Source organism: Sphingobium phenoxybenzoativorans, from assembly GCF_001757355.1.
Lineage (GTDB): Bacteria > Pseudomonadota > Alphaproteobacteria > Sphingomonadales > Sphingomonadaceae > Sphingobium > Sphingobium phenoxybenzoativorans.
In genome coordinates, this window is sequence record NZ_MINO01000023.1 from 1 (window position 1) to 20,988 (window position 20,988).

Below are 20,988 nucleotides of genomic sequence, written 5' to 3' on the forward strand. Positions count from 1 at the left end.
GCCCCCTTGCAGCACGCGCCGGCCGGGGGACCCGGGACTGCCTCCCTCCCGGCCCGGGTCCCCCACCCTGACGCCCCAAAGAAGGAGCCCGCTCCTCAGGAAGGTCAAAAGCCATGACTTTCTCGCTTGCCAGCGCGCGCGACGCGCTGATGGGCTCGCTGTTCGCCGACACGGCCTCGGCCGAAAAGCCGCGCACGCGCTTCGCCCTCGACATGCTTTCGGACTGGCTCCCTTACCGGGTCTTCGACGAGAGCGCCGGGCTCTACCGCAATGCCCGCTCCAAGGGCTTCATCCTTGAGGTGACGCCGCTCATCGGCGCCGATGAGCGCACCGGCGAAATCCTGGGTCAGTTCTTCTCCGAAGGGCTGCCCCAGGGGGCCTGCCTGCAAGTGCTCAATTTCGCGAGCCCGCGCATCTTCAGGCAAGTCTCGCCGTGGTTCGCGCCCCGCTACGAGCAAGGCGGGATTTACGAGGCGATCGCGCGCGAGCGGATCGCCCGGTTCTACGATCTGGTCTGGGAGAGCGGTTCGGCGCACGCGCCCTTCCATGTCCGCAGCAGCCGTCTGATCGTCTCTTTGGGCGTGCCCGAAAGCGCGCATGTCACCGATGCCGAACTCGCCGAATGCCGCGAGGGGCTCCTGGGGCTCATCCATTCGCTGGGTTTGGAAGCCCATGCGCTGCGGCCTTCGGCGCTGATCGGGCTGATCGACGAGCTGACGTCGCCAACCACGGCCCGCGAACCCGAGCGCGAAAGCTGGAATCCGCTTGAGCAGATCGACGTCCAGGCGATCCGCAGCGACATCGAGCTAGAGGTCGAGGATGACCGCATGGTGCTGCGAACCGAACGGTTCCGCGAGATTGGCCGCGACCGCGCTGGCCATCCCGAAGTCGGTGAATGCCTGCCCGACAGCTTCGATCTGCGCCACTTTGCCGTGCGCGCGTTCCCCGAACGCTGGGCGCCCTGGGAATGCGCGCGCCTCATCGGCGACATGTTCACCGACAAGCTGCGGTTTCCTTGTCCGACCGCAACCATGCTGTGCTTAGTCTATCCCGACCAGGAGGCTGCCTCGGCGCGCGCGGGCTACAAGTTCATGCGCACCACGAGCCTCAGCCAAACCAAAAGCGCGCGTTTCCTGCCCAAGCTTGCCGACCAGTCGGCCGAGTGGCGGCATGTCCAAAACGAGCTGCAGGCCGGCAAGAAGCTGGTGAAGCTGTTCTACGGGCTCACGAGCTATTCGCCGCTCGGCCAAGGTGATGCGCATGAGCGGGTGATCAAGGCGATCTTCAAGGCGGCGGGCTGGGATCTCGCCGACGAGCGCTTTCTCCAGCTCCAGGGCCTGGTCGCAGCCTTCCCCTTGAGCCTCGCCGACGGGCTGGCGGACGACATGCTGCGGCTGAAGCGCATGCGCACGATGCTTTCGACCACGGCGGCCAATATCGCGCCGATGCAGGGCGAATATCTCGGCCGCGCCGTGCCGCATCTCCTGCTCGTCGGCCGCCGGGGCCAGCCCTTCTGGTGGTCGCCGTTCGAGAACGGGGCCGGCAACCACAACATCGCGATCTGCGGCAAGTCGGGGTCGGGCAAATCGGTGCTGCTCCAGGAACTGTGCGCGGCCTTGCGCGGCGCGGGCGCCAAGGTTGTCGTGATCGACGATGGCCGCTCGTTCGAGCACTCGGTCAAGCTCCAGGGCGGCCGCTTCGTCGAGTTCACCCTGGCAGCCGGCTTCTCGCTCAACCCCTTCTCGATGGTAGATGATGCCCGGGCGGCGAGCGATGAAGACTACCGGCTCGACTGCTTTGCGATGATCAAGGCGATCATCGGCCAGATGGCGCGGCACGATGACAAGCCGAGCGATACCGAGCGCGGCCTCATCGACCGGGCGGTGACGACAGTCTGGGACACGCTCGGCAGCGGCGGCAGCATCGACGATATCGCGGCCGCCCTTGGCGCGGGCGGCGGCGAGCTTGGGGCAAACCTGGCGACTGCCATCGCGCCCTATTGCCGCGGCGGCAGCTACGGCGGGTTCTTTTCAGGGCAGGCCAGCTTCGCGCTCGACGATGATTTCACCGTCTTCGAGATGAGCGACCTTGCGAGCCGGGAGGAGCTCAGAAGCGTCGTCCTCTCGGCGATCATGTTCATGACCGGCCAGGCCATGACGCGCACGTCGCGAGCAACGCGCAAGCTGCTGTTGATCGACGAGGCCTGGTCGATGCTGCGGGGCGGCTCGATGGGCGAGTTCGTCGAGACCTATGCCCGCACCGCACGCAAATATGGCGGCGCGCTCGCGACTGCCACCCAGTCGCTCAACGACTACTACAAGTCGGACGGCGCCCGCGCCGCACTCGAGAACAGCGACTGGATGCTGATCCTCCAGCAGAAGGCCGAGACGATTGCCGATTTCCGGCAAAGCGCCCGGCTCGACATGGACGATCGCACCGAGACCCTGATCCGGTCCCTGAAGCGTTCGGGCGCGGAATATTCCGAGATCTTCATCAAGGGTCCGGAAACCGAGGCGATTGGCCGTCTGGTTCTCGATCCGCTCTCGGCGACGATCTTCTCGTCCGACCCTGACACCTACGCCGCGATCCAGGCGCTTGAGGCCCGCGGCATGCCGCTCGCCGATGCCATCCGCAAGGTGGCGGGCCTGCCGTGGGGAGAGCGCTGATGGCCTTTCACCAGACGCCCTTCGACCACATCGGCGTGTGGTCGCCGCCGCAGCGCTTGCTGCCGTTTCTGCAGGGGACATGCTTCGTCCTTATTGAGGCCTCGCGTTTTGCCGTCTCGAGCCTGCTCATCGTGCTCGGACTGCCGCTTTTTGCTTTCCTGTTCCTCGCGGGCTGGGACCTGGGGCTCCTGTTCACGCAGCTCGCCAACCTTGCCGACCATTACCGCGAAGCGAGCGCGATCCGGCGGATCGCCTTCTCGCAGGACCTCCTGGGCGTGTTTCTCGCGACCTCGCTCGGCGTGCTGCTGGCACGCGCGCCGCGGTTCCTGAACCGCCTCGAAACTGCGCTCGCGCCGGCCGCTCCCCGGGAGACCGACAATGGCTGACACGACCCTATTACAATCTTTTAATCGCACGCTGGCGATCCGTCTGGGCGCGGTTCTCCTCGCGGTCTGCCTCCTTCTGTGGGGCGCGTGGGTCAGCCGCGAAGTGGCGCGCCCCCGCGAGCAGATCGTCACCGTGCGCCTGTCTGAAACGATCGCGCGCTTCGTCGATGCCGAAGCGCGCAGCGGCAAGGCGCCCGAGGATGGTCAGGCAAGGACGCTGGCCTACCTCCAGGCCGCCGAGGCTGCGGTTCGCGAGATGGGCCGCAATGGCCGGGTGGTGCTGGTCGCCGAAGCGGTGCTGGCCGGCGATGTCCCCGATGCCACGGCTGAACTCGAGCAGCGCGTTGCGGCCAAGCTTGGGCGGGAGAAGCGGCCATGACGGATCTTGTCGCCCGCACGCTGCGCCGGGTCCGGCGTCCGTTGCTCCTGACCGGGATTGTCGCCTTGCCGTTTGCCTGGGCGCCGATTGCCGCTTTCGGCGAAGATCATGCGTTTCTCATCAATGCGAGCCCGAGCCTGCCCAACTGGGCCTTCTGGCTCGACAAGTCGGCGCCGATTTCGCGCGGCAGCCTGATCTTCTTCGAGCCGCCAGCCTCGCCGCTGCTGGAGAGGCATTTCGGGAAAGGTCCGCATCTTTTCGGCAAGCGCGTGCTCGGCCTGCCGGGCGACGTGGTAAGCCACGAGGGCGCCGAGGTCCTGGTCAACGGGCGCAAGGTCGGCGCGCGTCTGACGAAAACCCGGCTCGGGCTCAAGCTCAGCCCCGGACCCGAAGGCGTCATCCCGCGCAAATGCTACTACGTCGGGAGCGACCACCCGCGCGGCTTCGACAGCCGCTACGCCGAAGTGGGCTTTGCCTGCCGCGGCCACATTCTTGGCAGCGGGAGGGCGATCCTGTGAGGCGCGCGCTTCTCCTTCCGCTCTGCCTTGCCTGCGCGACTGCGGCCGAGGCCCGTGACTATGGCCAGCAAGGCGCGGTTTTCCCGGTGATCGAGCGCGATCTCCTCGAGCAGATCCATACGCGGCTGACCGCCATGGAAAAGTCGGGCGAGACCAAGCGGCTCAACCAGGAACTGCAACGGCGCACGGCGGCCCGGGTCAATCGGCCTGAGCCCGTCGACGGGCTTGTCCGCGCGAGCGCCACCCGCCGCTGGAGCTTTGATCCGACGATCACGCTCGAGACCGATATTCGAGGGCCCAAGGGTGAGCTCATTCATGCCCGCGGCACGCGAGTGAACCCGCTCGACAGCGTGCCCCTGCGCGCCGAGCTCCTGTTCTTCGACGGCGATGATCCCGAGCAGCTCGCCTGGGCGCTGAACCAGTCTAGGGCTGCGAAGCTCATCCTCACCAAAGGCGCGCCGCTCGAGCTGATGAAGGCGCGCCAGCGGCGCTTTTACTTCGACCAGGGCGGCAAACTCATCCGCCACTTCGGGATCGGGGCGGTGCCGGCGCGGGTGCGCCAGCAAGGCCGCGCGCTCGAAGTCAGCGAGATCGTCCTTCCACCCCGTCAAGGAGCCCGCCCATGACACATCTTCGTCGTCTGGTAGCGGCTGCGCTCGGAGCGCTGGGCCTGATGCTGGCCAGTCCAGCCAGTGCAGATGCGGGCCCCGGCCGCTGCACCGGCAGCTTCGTCAACCCGATCACCGACATCTGCTGGTCCTGCCTGTTTCCGATCTCGGTCGGGGGCCTCAAGATCTGGCCGTCGAACCGTCCCGATCCTTCCAACCCGACCCTGCCGCTGTGCCTATGCGGTTTGCGGCCCGGCATCGCCATGGGGTTCTGGGAGCCGGTCCGGCTCGCCGACGTCAGCATGAAGCCCTGGTGCTTCGTCAATCTGGGCGGGATGAAGCTCGATCCCGGCTTCGATATCGGCTTTCGCTCGATCAAGGGGCCATCGGCGATCGGCGGGGCAAGCCAGAACTACTCGAGCTGGCACGTCCACTGGTATGCCTATCCGCTAATCTACTGGATGGAGATCGTCACCGATTTCCTGTGCCTGGAATCCGGCTCGATCGACATCCTCTACATCTCCGAGATCGATCCGCTCTGGCAGGACAGCGAACTCACCGCGATCATCAATCCCGAGGCGGTCCTCTTCGCCAACCCGCTCGCGCTCGCCGCCTGCGCCGCCGATTGCGTGTCCTCGACGGTCCACCTGCCGGTCGACGAGATGTTCTGGTGCGCTGGCTGCCAGGGCTCGATGTACCCGATGAACGGCAATGTTTCGGCCTCGATCGGGCATGTCCAGGCATCGCGGCTCGTGCTCTCGCGCTTTGCCTACAAGCTCCACCGCGAGCTCGTTGCCTGGGGCACGATGGGCAGCAAGGGGCTCTGCGGCAAGTACCTGATGCCGGTGATGCGCAAGCAGCAATACCGCTTCCAGGCCACCAATCCGAACCCGGCGACCAAGGGGCGCTATGCCTGCCCCCCGATCGGTGCCGCCACCACCTTTCAATCGGCCGGACAGGTCATCCCCGCGATCGGCGAGGACATGGGCTACCTCGTCTGGCGCAAGCGGAACTGCTGCGCGCTATGAACCGGAAACTTCTCCTTATCCCGCTGGGACTGGCTCTCCCTCTCGCGGGGCTCGCGCTCGCCCAGAGCGCACCCGACGGCATCGACCTCGATGCCATTCGTGCCCGCTCGGCCGAGCATGCCGAGGACGCGGCCGCCCTGGCGGCGACAGTCCGCGAGCGGGCCGAAGCGGTGCACGATGACGCACTCCAAACCCAGGACCAGGCCCAATCCGCTGGCGCGCGCTATGCCGACAGCCTGCCACCTACGTCGAAAAGCACGGACGTCCTCGATTTCGATGCGATGGTTCGCGAACGGGCCGAGGCGGAAAAAGCGCCGCTTGGCGAGAGCCCGCGCTTCATCGCCTTTGCCAGCCTGTCGATGCCGCCGGAGGCCTTGAAAGCATTGGTGCGCGACATGGGCCGCGCCGGCGGCGTCACTGTGCTGCGGGGCTTTCCATCCGGCGATTCCGCGCGGTTCAAGGCGCTCCTGACCGAGATCTGGCAAGGCGAAGATGCTCCGCAGGCGCTCGGGATCGACCCGCGCCTGTTCCGCGCCTTCCACATCGAGGCAGCGCCAAGCTTTGTCATGGTGGGGAGCGATTTTTCTCCCTGCGATGGCTTTGATTGCCAGGACGTCCCGCCGCCTCACGACCGGCTGACCGGCAATGTGTCGGTCGGACAGGTTCTCGAAACCTTCAAAGACGGTGCCGGCCCCGGCGCCGCGCTGGCGCGCCTTCATCTTGCCCGGCTCGAGGAAGGAGAGGATCGATGAGAAAGATCCTGACGCTGCTCTGCGCCGGGCTCCTATGCGCAGGCACAGCGCAATCTGCCACAGCCCAATCGAATTCAGGGCAGACGACCGCGGACGCGAAGGCCGACGGCAAGGCGTTCGGCAATTCTGTGATCGACCAGGTGAAGAGTGCAGCGACGACTGCACCCGATGCCTCGCGCGTGCCCGGCTTCAACCCCGCCGCAACGCAGAGCCTCGAAGATCTGGCCGTCAATCCGGACCGGATCGAGGGCGCGGCGCGCAGTGCAGCCACCAGCAACACGGCCGTCCGCACGATCGAAGACTCGATGAACAATCGGGCGCGCTTCTCGCCCCAGGAAATCAAGAGCATCCTCGCGCGGTCGGGCGAGATCAGCGAGACCCCGCTCGACTACACCAGCGGCATGTCGGTTTCCGGCTCGAAGGGCAATTGCGTGCCGCTGCCGCCGGGTACCGGCTCTGTCGGGACTTACATGGCGACCTGCAACACCGGCTATACGGCCGAGCAGAAGTCCGCATCCTGTCCGATCACGCTGGAGGCCAGCGCGGCCCCGCGACAAATCTATGGCTATTACTGCGTCGGCGGCAGCGGGGTCGATCCCGCCAGCATCTACGCTTGCAACCATTATCCGGCGCCGCAGTGCACCGTCACCCAATCCTGGCCGATCAATCTGTGCGATCCCTATCTCGGGATCTACTGGGGCTGCTCTTATGGCGACCTGCACGTCGACCTGGTGGGCTGCACCGCGCCGGTCGAGGGCGCGACACCCTACACCACGAACACCGAAACCGTGGTGACGACCCAGCGCAACGAGAGCCAGTGCTCGGGTCTTGTGGGCGATGCCAACTGCTCGCTCGACAGCGAGGTCTGCACCGACAGCGATCCCGTCACCCGGATCGTCGACGGAGTGTCGGTGACCCAGCTCTGCTGGGCCTGGCAGCGCAATTACACCTGCTCGGCCAGGGTCGCCGGCAATGATTGCAGCGAGCTCGAGGCGAACGGCAGCTGCCGCTTCGTGCGCGAGGATTGCCTGACGGGTGACAGTCCCTGCTCGACTGCCGAGCGCGTCTACGAGTGCCCGGTGCCGCCGAGTGAGACTTCGGGCCAGCAATATGTCTGCGACGGCGACGTCTACTGCATCGACGGCTCGTGCGAGACCATCACCCGCGAGGCCAACGACGAATTCAAGGATGCCGTGGTCGCCTTGAATGCGATGGACCAGGCGCGGCGAGAATTCGATCCTGAGACCATGACCCTGTTCAAGGGCGAGCGCGAGACCTGCTCGTCCAAGGTCTTCGGCGTGCTCAACTGCTGCAAGGGCAAGGGCTTCCCGCTCATCCCCGGCGTCCAGCTGCTGGTTGCGCTCGGCTGCAGCCGCGAGGAAATCCTCCTCCACGAGCGCGATGCGCAGGGCCTGTGCGCCTATGTCGGCACCTATTGCTCATCGAGCTTCCTCGGCGTCTGCCTGACCAAGAAAAAGGTCTACTGCTGCTTTGAATCCAAGCTGACCCGCATCCTGCAGGAGCAAGGCCGCGCGCAGCTGCCCAAGCCCTGGGCCAAACCAAAGTCCGAACAGTGCCTGGGCTTCACGCTCGACGAGTTCGCCCGCCTCGATCTCTCCCGCATGGATTTCTCCGAGGTCTACGCCGAGTTCACCGACGCTGCGCGCCTCCCCGACGAGCTGCAGACCTCCGAGCTCATCCAGCAGAAAATCCGCGACTATTACGAAAGGAGCAATCCGTGAGCGCGCTTCGCACCTCTGTGACCGCCGCCCTCATGGCTGCACTACTCGTCCCGACAATGCCGCTCGTCGCCCAGGACCATGGCCCACAGCAGGCCGTGACCGCCGGCGAGGCCGATGCCTTCTACTGCGGTGAGCGGCGTCTCGGGTACTGGTTCTACTGCGTGCGGCCCAAGCGGGCCGAACCGCGCGAGCAAGGGTCGGCCCCTCAGGCGCAGTCGGCTACGGCCCAGCTGGAAGCCGTCACGGCCGAGCTGCGCGAGTTGAAGGCCCGGGCGATCATCGAGCCGACGCCGCAGAACGTGACCGCCTATATCCGCTACCAGCGTGAGCAGCTCGATCGTGCCTCGCTGTTTTCCGACGTCTGGCAGCGCGCGATCTGGCAGGAGCCCGAGCTCGACTATACGCTCGAGCGCCCGGTCGGGACACTGGCCAAGCGGCAATGGCAGGACGCCCGGGCCGCCGAGCGCGACACGATCATGGCGCATCTCGGTGACCGCTATGGGCTGTTCTATTTTTTCGCCCAGACCTGCGGCGCCTGCGAAGTCATGAGCCCGATCGTCAAGGCAGTCGCCGACCGCTGGCACCTGACCGTCCGGGCCATTTCCACCGACGGCGGTCCCTCACGTCATTTCCCGCAATACACCGTCGAGAACGGGCAGCGGCCCCGTATGGGGCTGGAGCCCAAGATCACCCCGGCGCTGGTCCTGTGGGACAGCGAAGCGGGGCGTGCGATCCCGATCGGCTACGGCGTCCTCTCGGCCGACGAACTGCAGGACCGCATCTTTCTCCTGACCTCAAAGGAAGCCGGCCATGATTTCTAAGCTGCGCACGGCGGCGCTCGCGCTTGCCGCCACGAGCCTCGTTGCGACCCCGCTCCACGCCAATGTCGGCGACAGCATGGACCGCTTCATGAACGACATGGGCGGTGCGGCGAATGTCACGGGGCCGAGCGCCTTCCAGGGGCAGTCAGCGGGCTATTACAGCCTGGGCAATGTCTGGACGCGCTTCCCGCAAAAGACCACCAACATCGCCAATCTCCAGCTGCCCCGCGCGCGGGCCGGCTGCGGCGGGATCGATATCTTCGCAGGCAGCTTCAGCTTCATCAACGCGAGCGAGATGGTCGCGCTGCTGAAAGCGGTCGCCAACAATGCCGTAGGCTTTGCCTTCAGCCTGGCGATCGACACGGTCTGCCCCGAGTGCTCGAAGATCATGCAGGAGTTCGCGCAGAAGGCGCAGCTCATGAACAATCTTTCGATCAACTCCTGCGAGATGGCGCAAGGGCTGGTCGGCGGGATCTGGCCCAAGGGCGACCTTGCCGACAAGGCGATCTGCGAAGCGATCGGCAACAGCGAGGGTATCTTCACCGACTATGCGGCGGCCAAGCATGGCTGCGGCACGCGCGGGCAGAGAAGCTCGACCAATTCGGGAGCCGGGGCGGACTATGCCGACGTCAACCCGGCCGTCGCGCGCAACTACACCTGGCACGTCCTCAAGAAATCGGCCTTTTTCAATCCGGGCGGAACCTTCGACCGGGAGCTCGCCGAATACGCGATGACGCTGATCGGCACGGTCATCTACGTGCCGCCCAAGGACGATGAGCCGGGCAAGTTCGTGCCGTTTGCGGGCGACGCGTCCTCGACGCTGGTCACCGCGCTGCTCGATGGGACGCAAGGCCAGACCGTCCGGGTCTTTTCCTGCGACGAGGCCGACCAGTGCCTCAACCCGACCTTCCAGGACATGAGCCTGAGTTCAGCCAAGGCGATCCGGCCGCGGGTGGCCGCGCTCATTGGCAGCATGGTGGCTGCGATCCGCTCGGACACCGCGATTGGCGATGCCGAAAAGGAGCTGCTCCAGGTCGCTTCGGTCCCGCTTTACAAGATCCTGACGGTCCAGGCCGCCTATGGCCGGGGCATGGCGACCGATGATCGTGACACGCTCGCCGAGATCACCAGCATCGATCTGCTCTACGCGGTGCTCGACCGGATCGTGTCCGAAGCCGGCCGCTCGATGGCGAGCTTCATCGCCGCCGATGAGGCCAAGCTTGCGATCTGGCGTTCGCAGGTCGCGGACGTTCGCTCGAGCCTCGCGCAGCGCCAGGCGACGGGACAGGCCAAGGTCTCGGCCATCATGCAGATCATCGAGAAGACGGCGATGATCGAGAACATGCTGGCTGCCTCGATGTCGCCCTCAATGGCGGCATCGCTCGACTGGTCGCGCGCGCTCCAGTCCCGTTCCATCGTCCCCTAAGGCGAGACAAGTCATGATCGAGATCTTCACGGTCGGCGGCGGCGAGTACATCGTCAATGTCTTGAATGCCGTCGCCAGCTGGACGGGCGCGGGTGGCTACAAGAGCCTGATCCAGGTGACCATGGTGATGGGGCTGGCGCTCGCGGTCATCGTGCTGGCCTTCAACCAGGACTGGCGGGCTTGGCTCAACTGGTTCCTTGGCGCGACGCTCATCTACATGTGCCTGATGGTGCCGCGCATGGACGTTCATGTGACCGATCGGGTCAACCCAAGCCTTGCCCCGGCGAACGTCGCCAACGTGCCGCTGGGCCTCGCGCTCATGGCGAGTTTCACGAGCCAGGTCGGCGATTATCTGACCCGCTCGGCCGAGCTCGTCTTTGGCCTTCCGGACGACCTCAACTACTCGAAGAACGGCATGATCTATGGCGCGCGGCTCATGGAGGCGACGCGCTCGCTGCGCATTTCGGACCCGGAGTTTGCCGCCAATCTCGACGAGCATGTCCGGCAATGCGTGTTCTATGACCTGCTGCTTGGCCGCTACTCGATGAAGCAGCTGGCCGAGAGCGACGACATCTGGGCCACGATCGCCCCCGGCAGTGCGGCGCGGGCCCAGAAATTCCTGACGCGGCAAGCCGATGACAGCGTGACCGCGTCGATTGTCACCTGCCGCGATGCCTACACCGCTCTATCGAACCAGTGGGCCGGGCTGATCGATTCCATGGCGCTCAGCTCCGGGCGGCAGCTCTATCCGCGCCAGACCGCGGCGCTTGCCAAGACCAAGCTGCTCGCCGACCTGCCGGTCGCCTACCAATATCTCTCGGGGGTTTCGAAGAACGCGAGCGACATCTTCCGCCAGGTCCTGACGATCAACGCCATGAACCAGGCCATGCACGGGTTCGCGGGCGCGAGCGGCACCTCCAGCATCGACGTCTTCGCCCAGACCCGCGCCGACATCCAGACCGAGCGGACCTATGCCTCGATCGCGGAGAACGCGATGAAGTGGGTGCCGATCCTCAATGTCGTGCTGACGGTCGTCTTCTACGCGATGTTCCCGGTGATCTTTCCGCTGTTCCTGATGCCCAAGACCGGGCCGGTAGCGCTGCGCGGTTACATCACCGGATTCTTCTACCTCGCGGCATGGGGCCCGCTCTTCGTGATCCTGCACATGATCCTGATGTTCAAGGGCGCGAGTGATGTGGCGGCCGCCGGAGCCGGCACCGGGCTCTCGCTCGCGACCTTCGTAGGCATGACTGACGTCAACCGCGATATCGGGCTTCTGGCCGGCTATCTCGTGGCCTCGGTTCCGTTCCTGGCGGGCGGCGTCGCCAAGGGCGCGCTCGCGATTTCCGGGCAGGCGACCTCCTACCTCAACCCCTCGCAGAATGCGGCCGAGGAAGCGGCGCGCGAGGCGAGCACCGGCAATGTTTCGCTCGGCAACAGCAATCTCGACAATTCCACGGTCTTCTCACGCCAGTTTGCCCAAGGGGCACTTAATCCGAGCATTTCCTATGGCGCACCGCAGACGCGCGGGTTCAGCGATGTGGGCACCCAGACAACGAGCTTTGGCGAGGCGGAATTCGCGACCGTGCCGAATTCGCAGTACCCGTTCACGCCCACGCTGGGGCAGGATTTCACGAGCAGGCTCTCGACCATGGCGAGCCAGAGCCGGGGGCAGAGCGAGACCTATTCGAACCTTGCCCAGCAATCGACCAGCTCGGCTGTCACCCGGTTCAACGAGATCCGCAACGCCTACAGCCAGGGACGGTCGTCCGAGACGGTGAGCGGCACTGGCAACAACGACAGCATCGGCACGGCATTCAGCGAGGTCGACAACGCCTCCACGACCCTGCAGCGGCAGTTCGGGCTGTCGCGCCGGGCCGCCGACGACATCACCGTGTCGTGGTTCCTCAATGGCCAGGCTAGCGCTGGCGTCGGAGGCAATCTTGGGCCAGTTGAGCTTGGTGCCAAAGCCAGCGGCGGACGAAACCAGAGCTGGACCGACAGCGACGTCGGCATCGCTTCTGAGGATCGCAACCGGATTACCGGGACGTTGCAGCAGCTTTCGGACACGCGGAATTGGTCGAGCACGCGCGAAGGATTCCTCCGCCAGACGAGCTCGAGTTCGAGTTCGCAGGTTTCGACCAGCGCCGCGGGTCTCAGCCACTCGCTGACCGAAGCGCAGACCTACTCGGTCGAAGCGCGCCGTGCCGAGGAATTGGCAAGCCGGCTCGAGAACCAGGCCTCCTGGTACGAAGGCGCGAACGCTGCCGGTTCGCTCAACCTCAGCCAGGCTTACCGGGAATGGGGCATGGCGGAGCTCGAGGCGAACCGCGACTACTATGGCCCAGTCCGCTTCGACGACATCAATTTCCAGATGAGCACACAGGGCCAGCAGCTCCAGGCGCGGTTCGTCGAGACCTATGCCGACCGCTTGCACGATGACATTGAAGGGCAATTGACGCTGCCCGAGTTCGCGCCGGTCAGCCGTCCTGCCGTTACGAGCCAGGATAGCGTCCGCTCGCGTGGACCCAGTGGCGGCGGTGGATCAGGCAGTCTTGGTACTGCTCCTGACACCTCGGGGATCAGCGCAGAAGTCCGCGCGGCGCAGGCACGGGGCCGTGGCCGGATCGGTCAATCCAGGGGCAATCTCGATGCGACCACCCGAGGGGCTAAGGGAGCATCGGAAGAGGCCGCAGACGAGGTCAAAGAGTGGTGAGGCCTTAAAGGATCAAATCGTTGATGATCACAAAAATGACGTACGCCGTAAGCAAAGTGAAGACCGTGACCATGGCGGCGCGCCCCCACGGATCGGCCCAGGTCTTCTTCCACGTGTACGCAGTCAGGCGATTTTCCGCGATGGCCCGGTCGATCTCTTTGAGACCCTTCCAGTCCTCACTCGCAACAGGGTCGTCAGATGACTTCAACATAGGGCACCTATTCAGCAGGCCGACTGCTCCAAAATCGCTGCATTATTGCAGATTTCCGGGCTTAATGCAGCGATTCTGACACACAAAATCATGAGTGCCAAGCGATGTTCGGCGGCATCTTCATGAACTGAGTTCAAGATATCGGCAGAAGGCATTCGCGAGTTGCATCTGACGAGGTGTGCGGCATTCGGCCTCGAAAACTTGCGGAGACCCGACAAGGATCGTGACGCATTTTGCGCGCGAGGTCGCAACATTCAATCTGTTGAGGCTGTACAGAAATTCCATCCCGCGCGGCGCATCGGCATGGGAGGAGCTGGCCAGCGAATAGATCGAGATTGGCGCCTCCTGGCCTTGGAACTTGTCGACCGTCCCGACCCGCGCTTGGGGTAGCCGGCGTTGGATCTCGAACACCTGGGCATTGTACGGGGCGATGATCAGTATGTCTGCGATTGCGAGCGGCTTTTCATTCCCCTCGCGATCGATCCAGGTCGCACCCTGTGCCAGTATGTCGGAGACCAGTTCGGCAATGACGTCAGCCTCTTCGGATGAGCAATTCTGATTGCCGGAATGCTCAACGGGAACGAACCTCAGACCCGTGCCATGGGCGATCCCCTTCGCGTTCACCCGCTGCCCGGCCGCTTCTGCCTGCGCTCCGAGCTTGCCCTCGTAGAACAGCTCGGATGTGAACGCACAGATATCCGGATGAAGTCGCCAGGTGACGTCGAGAAACAGGCCTTCGTCGGGTGCGATGGTTTGCTTGCCCGAAAGCAGGTGGTCGAGCGCAGAGCAGCCGGTGCCGTCCGGATGGCTGCCTTGCATGGGTTGGTCGAGTTGCTGCGGGTCTCCGAGCAGAACCAGGGTCTTTGCCGCCTGCGAAACGGCCAGCACATTCGCCAGCGACATTTGTGCCGCCTCGTCGACAAAGAGAACGTCGAGACTTTCAAAGGCATCCTCGGTCGACCACAGCCATGCTGTGCCGCCTGCAACGCTGCAATCCGCGTTGAGCGCGGCGAAGACCTCCGCATTGTTCTTCTTCGCGAACCGCAGCCGGTCGGTTCCTTCTTCCTTGGACCCGCCTTTCGGCTTTTGAATGCAGACCAGGGGGGTATCGGTCTCCTCAGCGACCTCAATGACTTTGTTCATGAGATTGCGGATCACCTCGTGACCATTGGCCACGATCCCGACCTTCTTGCCCTGGCGGACAAGCTCGCAAATCATGTGCCCACCGGTGTGGGTCTTGCCAGTGCCAGGAGGACCTTGGATCGGCAAGACGCCTGCTGAGATCAGAGGGGCGATACGCACACCGGCATCAAGCGGCTTTTCTTTTTCAAGCCGAACTGGGCTGCTGTCTGCTATGCGCGGCGCCACGCGCATCAGCATGTCGCGCGCTGCCTGGTAGGCTGCTCCCTCGGCCATGCCATGCTCGCACACATGGGTTGCCAGTCGGACCAGCGATTCCTGCATCGGTTTCGACGGGACATGCTCATGCACAAAGACCGCGGCCGGATGTTCGTCCGCCATCGCCGAGGCCTTCTTGATGTCGATGGTGCGCTGTTCCCTCGAGATATCCTCAACGGTGCCCAGCGTCTGACCACCCTGCGTCCGCAGCCCTTTGCCCGCGCGGATATCGGCTTCCTGCACGGGGAAGGTGTAGCGGTCGATCGGGCACTTGGCTGTGCCACCAACCGTCTCCAGGAAGGTGAGGCCTGCAAGACCGGCGCGCTCATCGATAAGCTCGTCTGCGGACAGATCACAGAGGCGGAAATATTCCCACCAGGTCGCCTTCTCCTCGCGGCGATGCCACTCGAGAAGATTTGCCAAGAGCCAGCGCGCATGCTGCTCGGCGGTGCGCTCTTCCGGATCGACAGGCACGTCGGCAGTCAGCTGCTCAATCAGCGGCGTGATCCGCTCGAGCCATTCGGAAAGGCCTTCGCTCGGTCCGCTTTCCCCTGGCTCCGGTCTCGTCACCTCGATGCCTCGATCGATGAGCTTAGCGCGTTCGGCCTCCAGCCAATCGCGCAGAGCCTCGGTCGAGACACAGTCGTCGCGGTTGTAGGCTTCGACGGTCTGCTTATCCTCCGGTAGAATTCCCGCCGCGTCGTTCAGTTCGAGGCTCACCTGCAGCCGGTTGAGCGCTAGGTTGGCATCGGGAAGGCTCGCGTCCCGAACATAGCCATAGAGCGGCTCGAGCTTCTTGATGGAATAGCTCTCTACGCCGGCCCGCAGCGAATGGCGGACCACGCTCAGCAGATCGACGAAGACAAGGCCACGCAGCAGCGAATCCAGATCGTCTTCGCGCGTGCCATATCGCCCCATCAGCCGCTTGAGCGCCCCTGGTTCGTACCCGCCGTAGTGGTAGACATGAAGCTGCGGAAAGAGCTTCATTCGCTCGAGCACGAAATCGATGAATGTCTCGAAGGCTGCCTTCTCGCCAGCCCGATCAAGCGCCCAAAGCCCGCGGTACTGTGGCTCGCCCTTCTCGCTGAAGTGGAAGCCCAGGAGATACTCCAGCCCATGCTGGCCGACGAAGGAATCCCCCTCGAAGTCGAGAAAGATATCGCCCTCGCAAGGCTCAGGCAGGCAGTTGAGGCCGAAACCTGCCACCGGCGCCAGCAGTTCGTAGCGCAGTTTGCCACTGGCTCTGGTTTCAAGCTGGATCCTGGCCTGCTCGCGGACGCGGGTCAGAGATTCTTTCGAGCCACGCTCCGGCTTCCATTGCAGGGGCAGCGGCAGTTCAGCCAGCGCCGTTGCCGTGGTGACGCCATGATCCTTGAGCTCTGCGATCTGCATCGAGGAGATGCCCGCCACGAGGCAAAGGTGATCGTCATCCCGGCGTTGCTTGTCGCAGCGCGTGCTCCAATTGCAGATATCGCAGTTTGACGTCGGTTCCGGGTAGGTCTGCCCGGGCTTGTCGGTTCCGATCGCTCCAAGCAATCCCTGCTTCACCTGACGATGATAAGCGGCGAAATCGGCGAGCCGATACCGCTCCGGTGCAAAGTCGGTCCAGGGCGGGATGACGCTGGCGAAGACCGGCATGGTGCCTTGCACTTCGCCAATGAGCTCGGAGTAGAGGCAAAGCTGGAGAACTGTGCCGCCTTTCGTTTCACGGGCGAGCTTGGTGTCAGCGGCTTCATAGGACCAATCGCCGAAGTCGCTTGGGGTCTCGACCCGCTGCAGAATGTCGGCACGGCCGGCCCAGGATCCGCCTCGCAGCGCCCCCTGGACGATCACGTCAACGCCCGCCCGCATAGCGGCGATGGTTTGAGCGACGGCCTCCTCGGTGATATCCACACCGTCGATCACAACGGAAGATAGGCCTTGGGCGCGCAGATGCTCCACATAGGCCAGTTCGTGCTGCTTGCCGCGCTCCCAGAGCGCCTCGAGCGCGGGATCGAAGAATTTCGGACGTGAAAGCTCACCGCGCGCTGCCGCATGTTCCAACTGGGTCAAGTGCCGGCAGTTCAGATATCCGACCAGATCGGTAGCGCTGAGGCGCGGCGTTCCATTTTGAATTTGCACGATTTAGTCCCCGAAAACTCAGCACACTTCAGCTTCGGCAAACTCGAGCGTGAGCTGCCGTAATTGTTGGATGACGGCCTGCCGGGAGCCGAGTTCGACGCTCATCGTGTGGAGCCGGGCCTGATCCGCGCCGATCCGGTGCGAAGCCAGAGCACCAGGGCCGTCAGCCAGTGCGAAGTGATGCGGATAGAGCAGACTGAGGCAGTTGCAGTGGTAGATCTGACCATAGGCCATCATCTGATAGACGTCGGCCTGGGAGACCCCCTGCTTGGGATCATCGATCCGGGAGGAAATCCGCTTCCACTTGGTATCGATGATCTGCACGACCTCATTGCCACGCTTCACCAGAATATCGGGCCTGGTCTGAAACACCTGGCGGCCATCGGTCTCATTCTCGAGACAAAAGAGACGTCCACCTTGAAGGCTGACGCTAAATCCTGTGCCTGAGAGCGCGCGCTTGAGCAGGCGCCCCACATACTCCTCGAACAGCGTGTTCATCTCAAAAAGAAGCGAGAAGCCATCCTGCCGGCCCATCGAACTCGTCTGGAACCGGTCGCCCAGGAGAAGCCGAGCTAGCGTGATCAGCTCCTTCCAGCGCGCGTTGGTCCGATCAAGATGCACGTCGTCCCAGCGCAATCCGCTTACCGGAACATCGGCAATGTCGGCATAGGCGAAGCCCAGCTCGGCCAGCCTGCGCTGGTTGTCCGCATTGTTCGAAACGCGCAGCAACCGGGAGACAGCGGCTTTCATGATCTGATTGAGCGGAGTGTCAGGCGACAGTTCATCGAAACGGCAGGCGAGACGCTGGGGCGAGGCGGCGAGACTCGTAAACTGCCGCACCACATCAAGTCGCCCGCGAAGCGCGGGCAATTCATCCTCGCAGGCCATGTAGCGACGCGGCATGCCCTGACGCAGGGCGTCGGCAAGCTTGCGGGAAAACAGCCCGATCAAGACTTCGAGCAAGGTGTCGCGTTGAGAGCCAAGCGCCGTCAACGTCCCGCTGTCGATTTCCAGATCGAGCGCGACGGCCAGCATATGCACCAGCCGATCCCGTAAGTAGCCGCGATTGTCGGGATCGCTCGCTGAAGGCTTCGCATCGATCTTGGGCAGGATCTCCAGCGCACACCCATCAGCGACAATCACGCCCACGACCTGACGCGCCCCAAGGGAATGCCGGCCATGCTCCAGGATTCCCTTGCCATTCTTGCCGGCCAAAGGAGAGCGGCGCGCAACGGCGACAAGCCTGTCTGCTGCCCATTCAGGGATGCATTCCTCACCCTCGCCATAAGCGAGCGATTGCCATTCGAGGAGCGATCGCCGGATCACGCAAAGCCCTTGTAGGCGTCGTCTGCAAACGGCTGCCGGACCTGCCAGCGCCAGCGAGCTGGAGCGTCGCCATCGGAGTCGAGGCCGTTGGGGGCCTTCAGTTCCCGTCGTTCCAAGAAGCGCTCGCCCGTCGTATCGCCAAGCACGGCGGCGACCTTGGACCAGTCCTCGTAGAAGTACTCGGCGAGGAGTGGGATTACCTTGTGTCGCATGCATTCATCGACGTCGGAGCGGGTCGCACACCCCATGAAGTAGGCGTGCCCGATCTGGTGTTCCCGGTCGAAGAGATACTCGATGCGCTCGTTGAGAATGGCAAGGAGCTTTCTGAGCGCAATGCCATCGACATCCTTAGGCAGCGCCTCGGTGTCCGGCATGAGCTCTCGGAAGGTGAAGCGCCGGCGCAGAGCGGTGTCGAGTAAGGCGATGGAGCGATCCGCCGTGTTCATCGTGCCGATGATGTGGAGGTTCGACGGAACGCCGAAGATCTCGCCCGAGTAGGGCAATTTCACGCGAAGCTCGTTTTCCTCGCCGATCCGCTTGTCCGGCTCGAGCAAGGTGATGAGTTCACCGAAGACCTTCGAAATATTCGCGCGGTTGATCTCGTCGATGATGAGCACGTAGGGTTCGGGAACACCCGTGGTAGCCACCGCATCGCCACCTGAGGTGACGATCTGTTCCAGCGCGTCCCAGTCGATGTATCGGCTGTTCAGCTGGTAGACGGAAACCTGGCTGAAGATCTTCCCGTAAATGCGTTCGCGCGGGAGGCTCTCATCAGAGTGCCACAGCCATTTGACCGATCGGCGATGATTGTACTCACCGTTGGGACCGGGCACGAAACGATAGCCCCCGGTGACCTGGCCAATCGCCCGGAATTTCCTGTTGCCGTCCGACACAACGACCAGCGAGCCGACTTCCATGTTGATTCTGAAGGCGTACATCTGGGACATGTTGGGATCGTTGCCGGTCGCCTCGGGGTGATCCTCGCGCCACCGTTCCTTGATTGCCTCCCACTTGTCGAAACGGGGATCGGACCAATCGACGTCGCCGCCATATCCCAGGACAATGTACCCATCGCGGATTGCATCCTGAAAGATTGCGTCATCTTCTGCTGCCCAGCTTCGCCCGAGCGACATCTTGAAGATCTTCTGGCTTCGATCGAGCAGCGGCTTCTCGGCGTCGACTGCATGGCCACGGTTTTCAGAGGCAAGATTGGCAATCTGCTTGAAGATGCCGTCGTGGGGCTTCAGGCTGAACCCTCCACTGGCCGGACCATCGTCGCTCTCCTCGCCCGTGACGGGCCTCAGTCCTTCGACGAACTCTTCGTAGGAGAAGGACTGGTGAAACGTGACAAAGCCGATGCGCCCCTTGCGATGCAGGGACTGATAGACATCCATCAGTTCCTTGCGGCCAAGCTGCGCCGATCCTGGACCGTTGCAGATTTCCACGGCCTCGGCGGCTGTCGCATAGGTCTTTCCCGTTCCCGGAGGCCCGTAAAGGATCAGGTTGGTTGCAGGCGGCATGGCTGGCCTCATTTCTGAAATTTCTTGCGTTGCATCAGCAGCTTGGTCTTCCTGGCTCACGACCCAGAGGAAGCTCTGGACGTCCCACAGGTCTCGGGGCTGCCATCCCCAACCGACCATTTCCTCGTAGAGCTTGTGCGCGAAGCGGAGCACTTCGGCATATTCTTCGGCTGACAGCGGGCTCCAGCCGAACAGCGGCTTGTGAACCAAAGCCTTATAGGCCCTCGAGAGCGGGTCGGTGTTGATGCCCAGGGCATCGCGCGGTCTGACCAGCGCCAGGAACATCGACGGGATATTGCGGCTCTCCGAGTAGGGCTTGCTCTTCTCCTGGCCCTCCAGAAGGACGGGCCAGATCGCGTCGACCATTTGTTTGGCCGCCGCCGGCGGGTCATCGCTTGAGCGGGCCAATTGGGCCGCTGCCAGTTCGAGAACATTCGGATGCTGCTGGCGAATGGCGGCGAGACGGTTGTTGGTCCGCCAACCGGGAAGATCGATACCCGTCAGGATGTCGAACAAGGCGCCGCCCAGCGCCTCGGGCGCCAGCGGCGGCTCTGACTGCAGGAGCGCCGCAACCTTGGCGACCGCCTCCCGCTTGTAGTTGATGACATCGCTGAAAACTTGCGAGGTCGCACCGGCAAATCCTTCCGGTTCAAAATCGGGATAGGTCCGCAGGAAACGAGCCTTGAGGTCCGCAAGCACGGCGGCGTCGAGGATCAGGTCATTCCCGTGAATTGAACCCTTCGCGGGAATGCCCAGAGCTTGGGCAATCTCTGGGTCGATTTCATAGGAAGTCAGTTTCTGTTTGCCGTATCCCAGATAGGGCCGCCGGCCGTTGTTGGACCGCAGCACCCGGACCAGACGCTGTTCCTTGAACAGAGCCCGAGCCACCGCCAAGACATCGTCGGTTTCAATGGCATCTTCAGTTTTGTTCGAGGCTCCCATGATCCGGAAAGCTTTGACCCCCGACTGCCGGTTGGTTTGGCGAATGGGCCAGTGAACCGTCCTGGAATCGTCAAAGAGTGCGATCCGCTTCTCGGCATCGACACTGTCAAACCCTTCTCCCGCAGACCCTGACCGGAACTGGATGTAGTAATTCAGCGTCGAGCGGTAATGCGAGAGATTCGCATAGAGATTGCCATCAATCGGAAAGCGAGCCGGGTTTTCCCGGCCGGCACGCTCATCGGCCTTCGAATAGGAAAGTTGGGCCTTGATGCCTTCGAGGCCATCGGCGTCATAGGCTTCGTCGAGATCGCCATAGTGCGCCTCAAGACGCTTCGCGTCTTGCGCCTGGGTGTTCTGCGTAGACAAGGAATGGCCTTGATCCACCATCCACTTTCGAAATTCGGCTTCTTGCATCAGTGCTTTCTCAA

Annotated in this window: 15 protein-coding genes; 11 read left to right on the forward strand and 4 right to left on the reverse strand. The window is 63.5% G+C overall.

Translation table 11 applies throughout. The features are described 5' to 3' along the window. Nucleotides 1–113: 113 nt before the first annotated feature. The 11 genes from traC to BHQ40_RS12590 are packed head-to-tail and all read left to right on the forward strand — an operon-like array spanning nt 114 to nt 13,042. Nucleotides 114–2,666 (forward strand): type IV secretion system protein TraC, encoded by a 2,553-nt coding sequence (gene traC / locus BHQ40_RS12540; RefSeq protein WP_070156218.1) that lies wholly within the window; start codon nt 114–116, stop codon nt 2,664–2,666. After that, nucleotides 2,666–3,052 (forward strand): hypothetical protein, encoded by a 387-nt coding sequence (locus tag BHQ40_RS12545; RefSeq protein WP_070156219.1) that lies wholly within the window; start codon nt 2,666–2,668, stop codon nt 3,050–3,052. The genes traC and BHQ40_RS12545 overlap by 1 nt, the downstream gene beginning before the upstream one ends. Then, nucleotides 3,045–3,431, forward strand: a complete 387-nt coding sequence (locus BHQ40_RS12550; RefSeq protein ID WP_070156220.1) for a TrbI F-type domain-containing protein — start codon at nt 3,045–3,047, stop codon at nt 3,429–3,431. Before BHQ40_RS12545 ends, BHQ40_RS12550 begins: the two co-directional genes overlap by 8 nt. Beyond that, nucleotides 3,428–3,949 (forward strand): S26 family signal peptidase, encoded by a 522-nt coding sequence (locus tag BHQ40_RS12555; protein WP_070156221.1) that lies wholly within the window; start codon nt 3,428–3,430, stop codon nt 3,947–3,949. Before BHQ40_RS12550 ends, BHQ40_RS12555 begins: the two co-directional genes overlap by 4 nt. Next, entirely contained in the window at nt 3,946–4,575 is a 630-nt protein-coding gene (gene traW, locus BHQ40_RS12560; RefSeq protein ID WP_070156222.1) for a type-F conjugative transfer system protein TraW, read from the forward strand. The genes BHQ40_RS12555 and traW overlap by 4 nt, the downstream gene beginning before the upstream one ends. Next, complete coding sequence (gene traU / locus BHQ40_RS12565; protein WP_070156223.1) at nt 4,572–5,585, forward strand: conjugal transfer pilus assembly protein TraU; 1,014 nt, start codon at nt 4,572–4,574, stop codon at nt 5,583–5,585. Before traW ends, traU begins: the two co-directional genes overlap by 4 nt. Next, nucleotides 5,582–6,337: a type-F conjugative transfer system pilin assembly protein TrbC gene (gene trbC / locus BHQ40_RS12570; protein ID WP_070156224.1), complete on the forward strand. Its 756-nt coding sequence runs from the start codon at nt 5,582–5,584 to the stop codon at nt 6,335–6,337. Before traU ends, trbC begins: the two co-directional genes overlap by 4 nt. Then, nucleotides 6,334–8,079 carry a conjugal transfer protein TraN gene (locus tag BHQ40_RS12575; RefSeq protein ID WP_070156225.1) on the forward strand — a complete coding sequence of 582 codons (1,746 nt, stop codon included), beginning with the start codon at nt 6,334–6,336 and terminating at the stop codon, nt 8,077–8,079. The genes trbC and BHQ40_RS12575 overlap by 4 nt, the downstream gene beginning before the upstream one ends. A 56-nt stretch (nt 8,080–8,135) precedes the next feature. Further along, nucleotides 8,136–8,900, forward strand: a complete 765-nt coding sequence (locus BHQ40_RS12580; RefSeq protein ID WP_253183352.1) for a conjugal transfer protein TraF — start codon at nt 8,136–8,138, stop codon at nt 8,898–8,900. After that, entirely contained in the window at nt 8,890–10,326 is a 1,437-nt protein-coding gene (locus tag BHQ40_RS12585) for a conjugal transfer protein TraH (RefSeq protein WP_070156226.1), read from the forward strand. Before BHQ40_RS12580 ends, BHQ40_RS12585 begins: the two co-directional genes overlap by 11 nt. Before the next feature lie 13 nt (nt 10,327–10,339). Next, nucleotides 10,340–13,042: a conjugal transfer protein TraG N-terminal domain-containing protein gene (locus tag BHQ40_RS12590; RefSeq protein WP_070156227.1), complete on the forward strand. Its 2,703-nt coding sequence runs from the start codon at nt 10,340–10,342 to the stop codon at nt 13,040–13,042. Nucleotides 13,043–13,046: 4 nt separating this feature from the next. Here BHQ40_RS12590 and BHQ40_RS12595 read toward each other — a convergent pair whose 3' ends face one another. From BHQ40_RS12595 to BHQ40_RS12610, 4 genes are all read right to left on the reverse strand, one after another. Then, nucleotides 13,047–13,253, reverse strand: coding sequence for a hypothetical protein (locus BHQ40_RS12595; protein WP_070156228.1), 207 nt, complete (start codon nt 13,251–13,253; stop codon nt 13,047–13,049). A gap of 120 nt (nt 13,254–13,373) precedes the next feature. Next, entirely contained in the window at nt 13,374–16,772 is a 3,399-nt protein-coding gene (locus BHQ40_RS12600) for a TM0106 family RecB-like putative nuclease (protein WP_070156229.1), read from the reverse strand. Between the two features lie 18 nt (nt 16,773–16,790). Continuing rightward, nucleotides 16,791–18,098, reverse strand: a complete 1,308-nt coding sequence (locus tag BHQ40_RS12605) for an McrC family protein (RefSeq protein ID WP_070156230.1) — start codon at nt 18,096–18,098, stop codon at nt 16,791–16,793. Then, complete coding sequence (locus BHQ40_RS12610) at nt 18,095–20,974, reverse strand: DUF8426 domain-containing protein (RefSeq protein ID WP_070156231.1); 2,880 nt, start codon at nt 20,972–20,974, stop codon at nt 18,095–18,097. The genes BHQ40_RS12605 and BHQ40_RS12610 overlap by 4 nt, the downstream gene beginning before the upstream one ends. Nucleotides 20,975–20,988 lie beyond the last annotated feature (14 nt).

Bases quoted from the DNA above. Each gene is read 5' to 3' on its own strand.
- traC (WP_070156218.1), top strand. From the start codon at position 114: ATGACTTTCTCGCTTGCCAGCGCGCGCGACGCGCTGATGGGCTCGCTG.
- BHQ40_RS12545 (WP_070156219.1), top strand. From the start codon at position 2,666: ATGGCCTTTCACCAGACGCCCTTCGACCACATCGGCGTGTGGTCGCCG.
- BHQ40_RS12550 (WP_070156220.1), top strand. From the start codon at position 3,045: ATGGCTGACACGACCCTATTACAATCTTTTAATCGCACGCTGGCGATC.
- BHQ40_RS12555 (WP_070156221.1), top strand. From the start codon at position 3,428: ATGACGGATCTTGTCGCCCGCACGCTGCGCCGGGTCCGGCGTCCGTTG.
- traU (WP_070156223.1), top strand. From the start codon at position 4,572: ATGACACATCTTCGTCGTCTGGTAGCGGCTGCGCTCGGAGCGCTGGGC.
- trbC (WP_070156224.1), top strand. From the start codon at position 5,582: ATGAACCGGAAACTTCTCCTTATCCCGCTGGGACTGGCTCTCCCTCTC.
- BHQ40_RS12575 (WP_070156225.1), top strand. From the start codon at position 6,334: ATGAGAAAGATCCTGACGCTGCTCTGCGCCGGGCTCCTATGCGCAGGC.
- BHQ40_RS12580 (WP_253183352.1), top strand. From the start codon at position 8,136: ATGCCGCTCGTCGCCCAGGACCATGGCCCACAGCAGGCCGTGACCGCC.
- BHQ40_RS12585 (WP_070156226.1), top strand. From the start codon at position 8,890: ATGATTTCTAAGCTGCGCACGGCGGCGCTCGCGCTTGCCGCCACGAGC.
- BHQ40_RS12590 (WP_070156227.1), top strand. From the start codon at position 10,340: ATGATCGAGATCTTCACGGTCGGCGGCGGCGAGTACATCGTCAATGTC.
- BHQ40_RS12595 (WP_070156228.1), bottom strand. From the start codon at position 13,253: ATGTTGAAGTCATCTGACGACCCTGTTGCGAGTGAGGACTGGAAGGGT.
- BHQ40_RS12610 (WP_070156231.1), bottom strand. From the start codon at position 20,974: ATGCAAGAAGCCGAATTTCGAAAGTGGATGGTGGATCAAGGCCATTCC.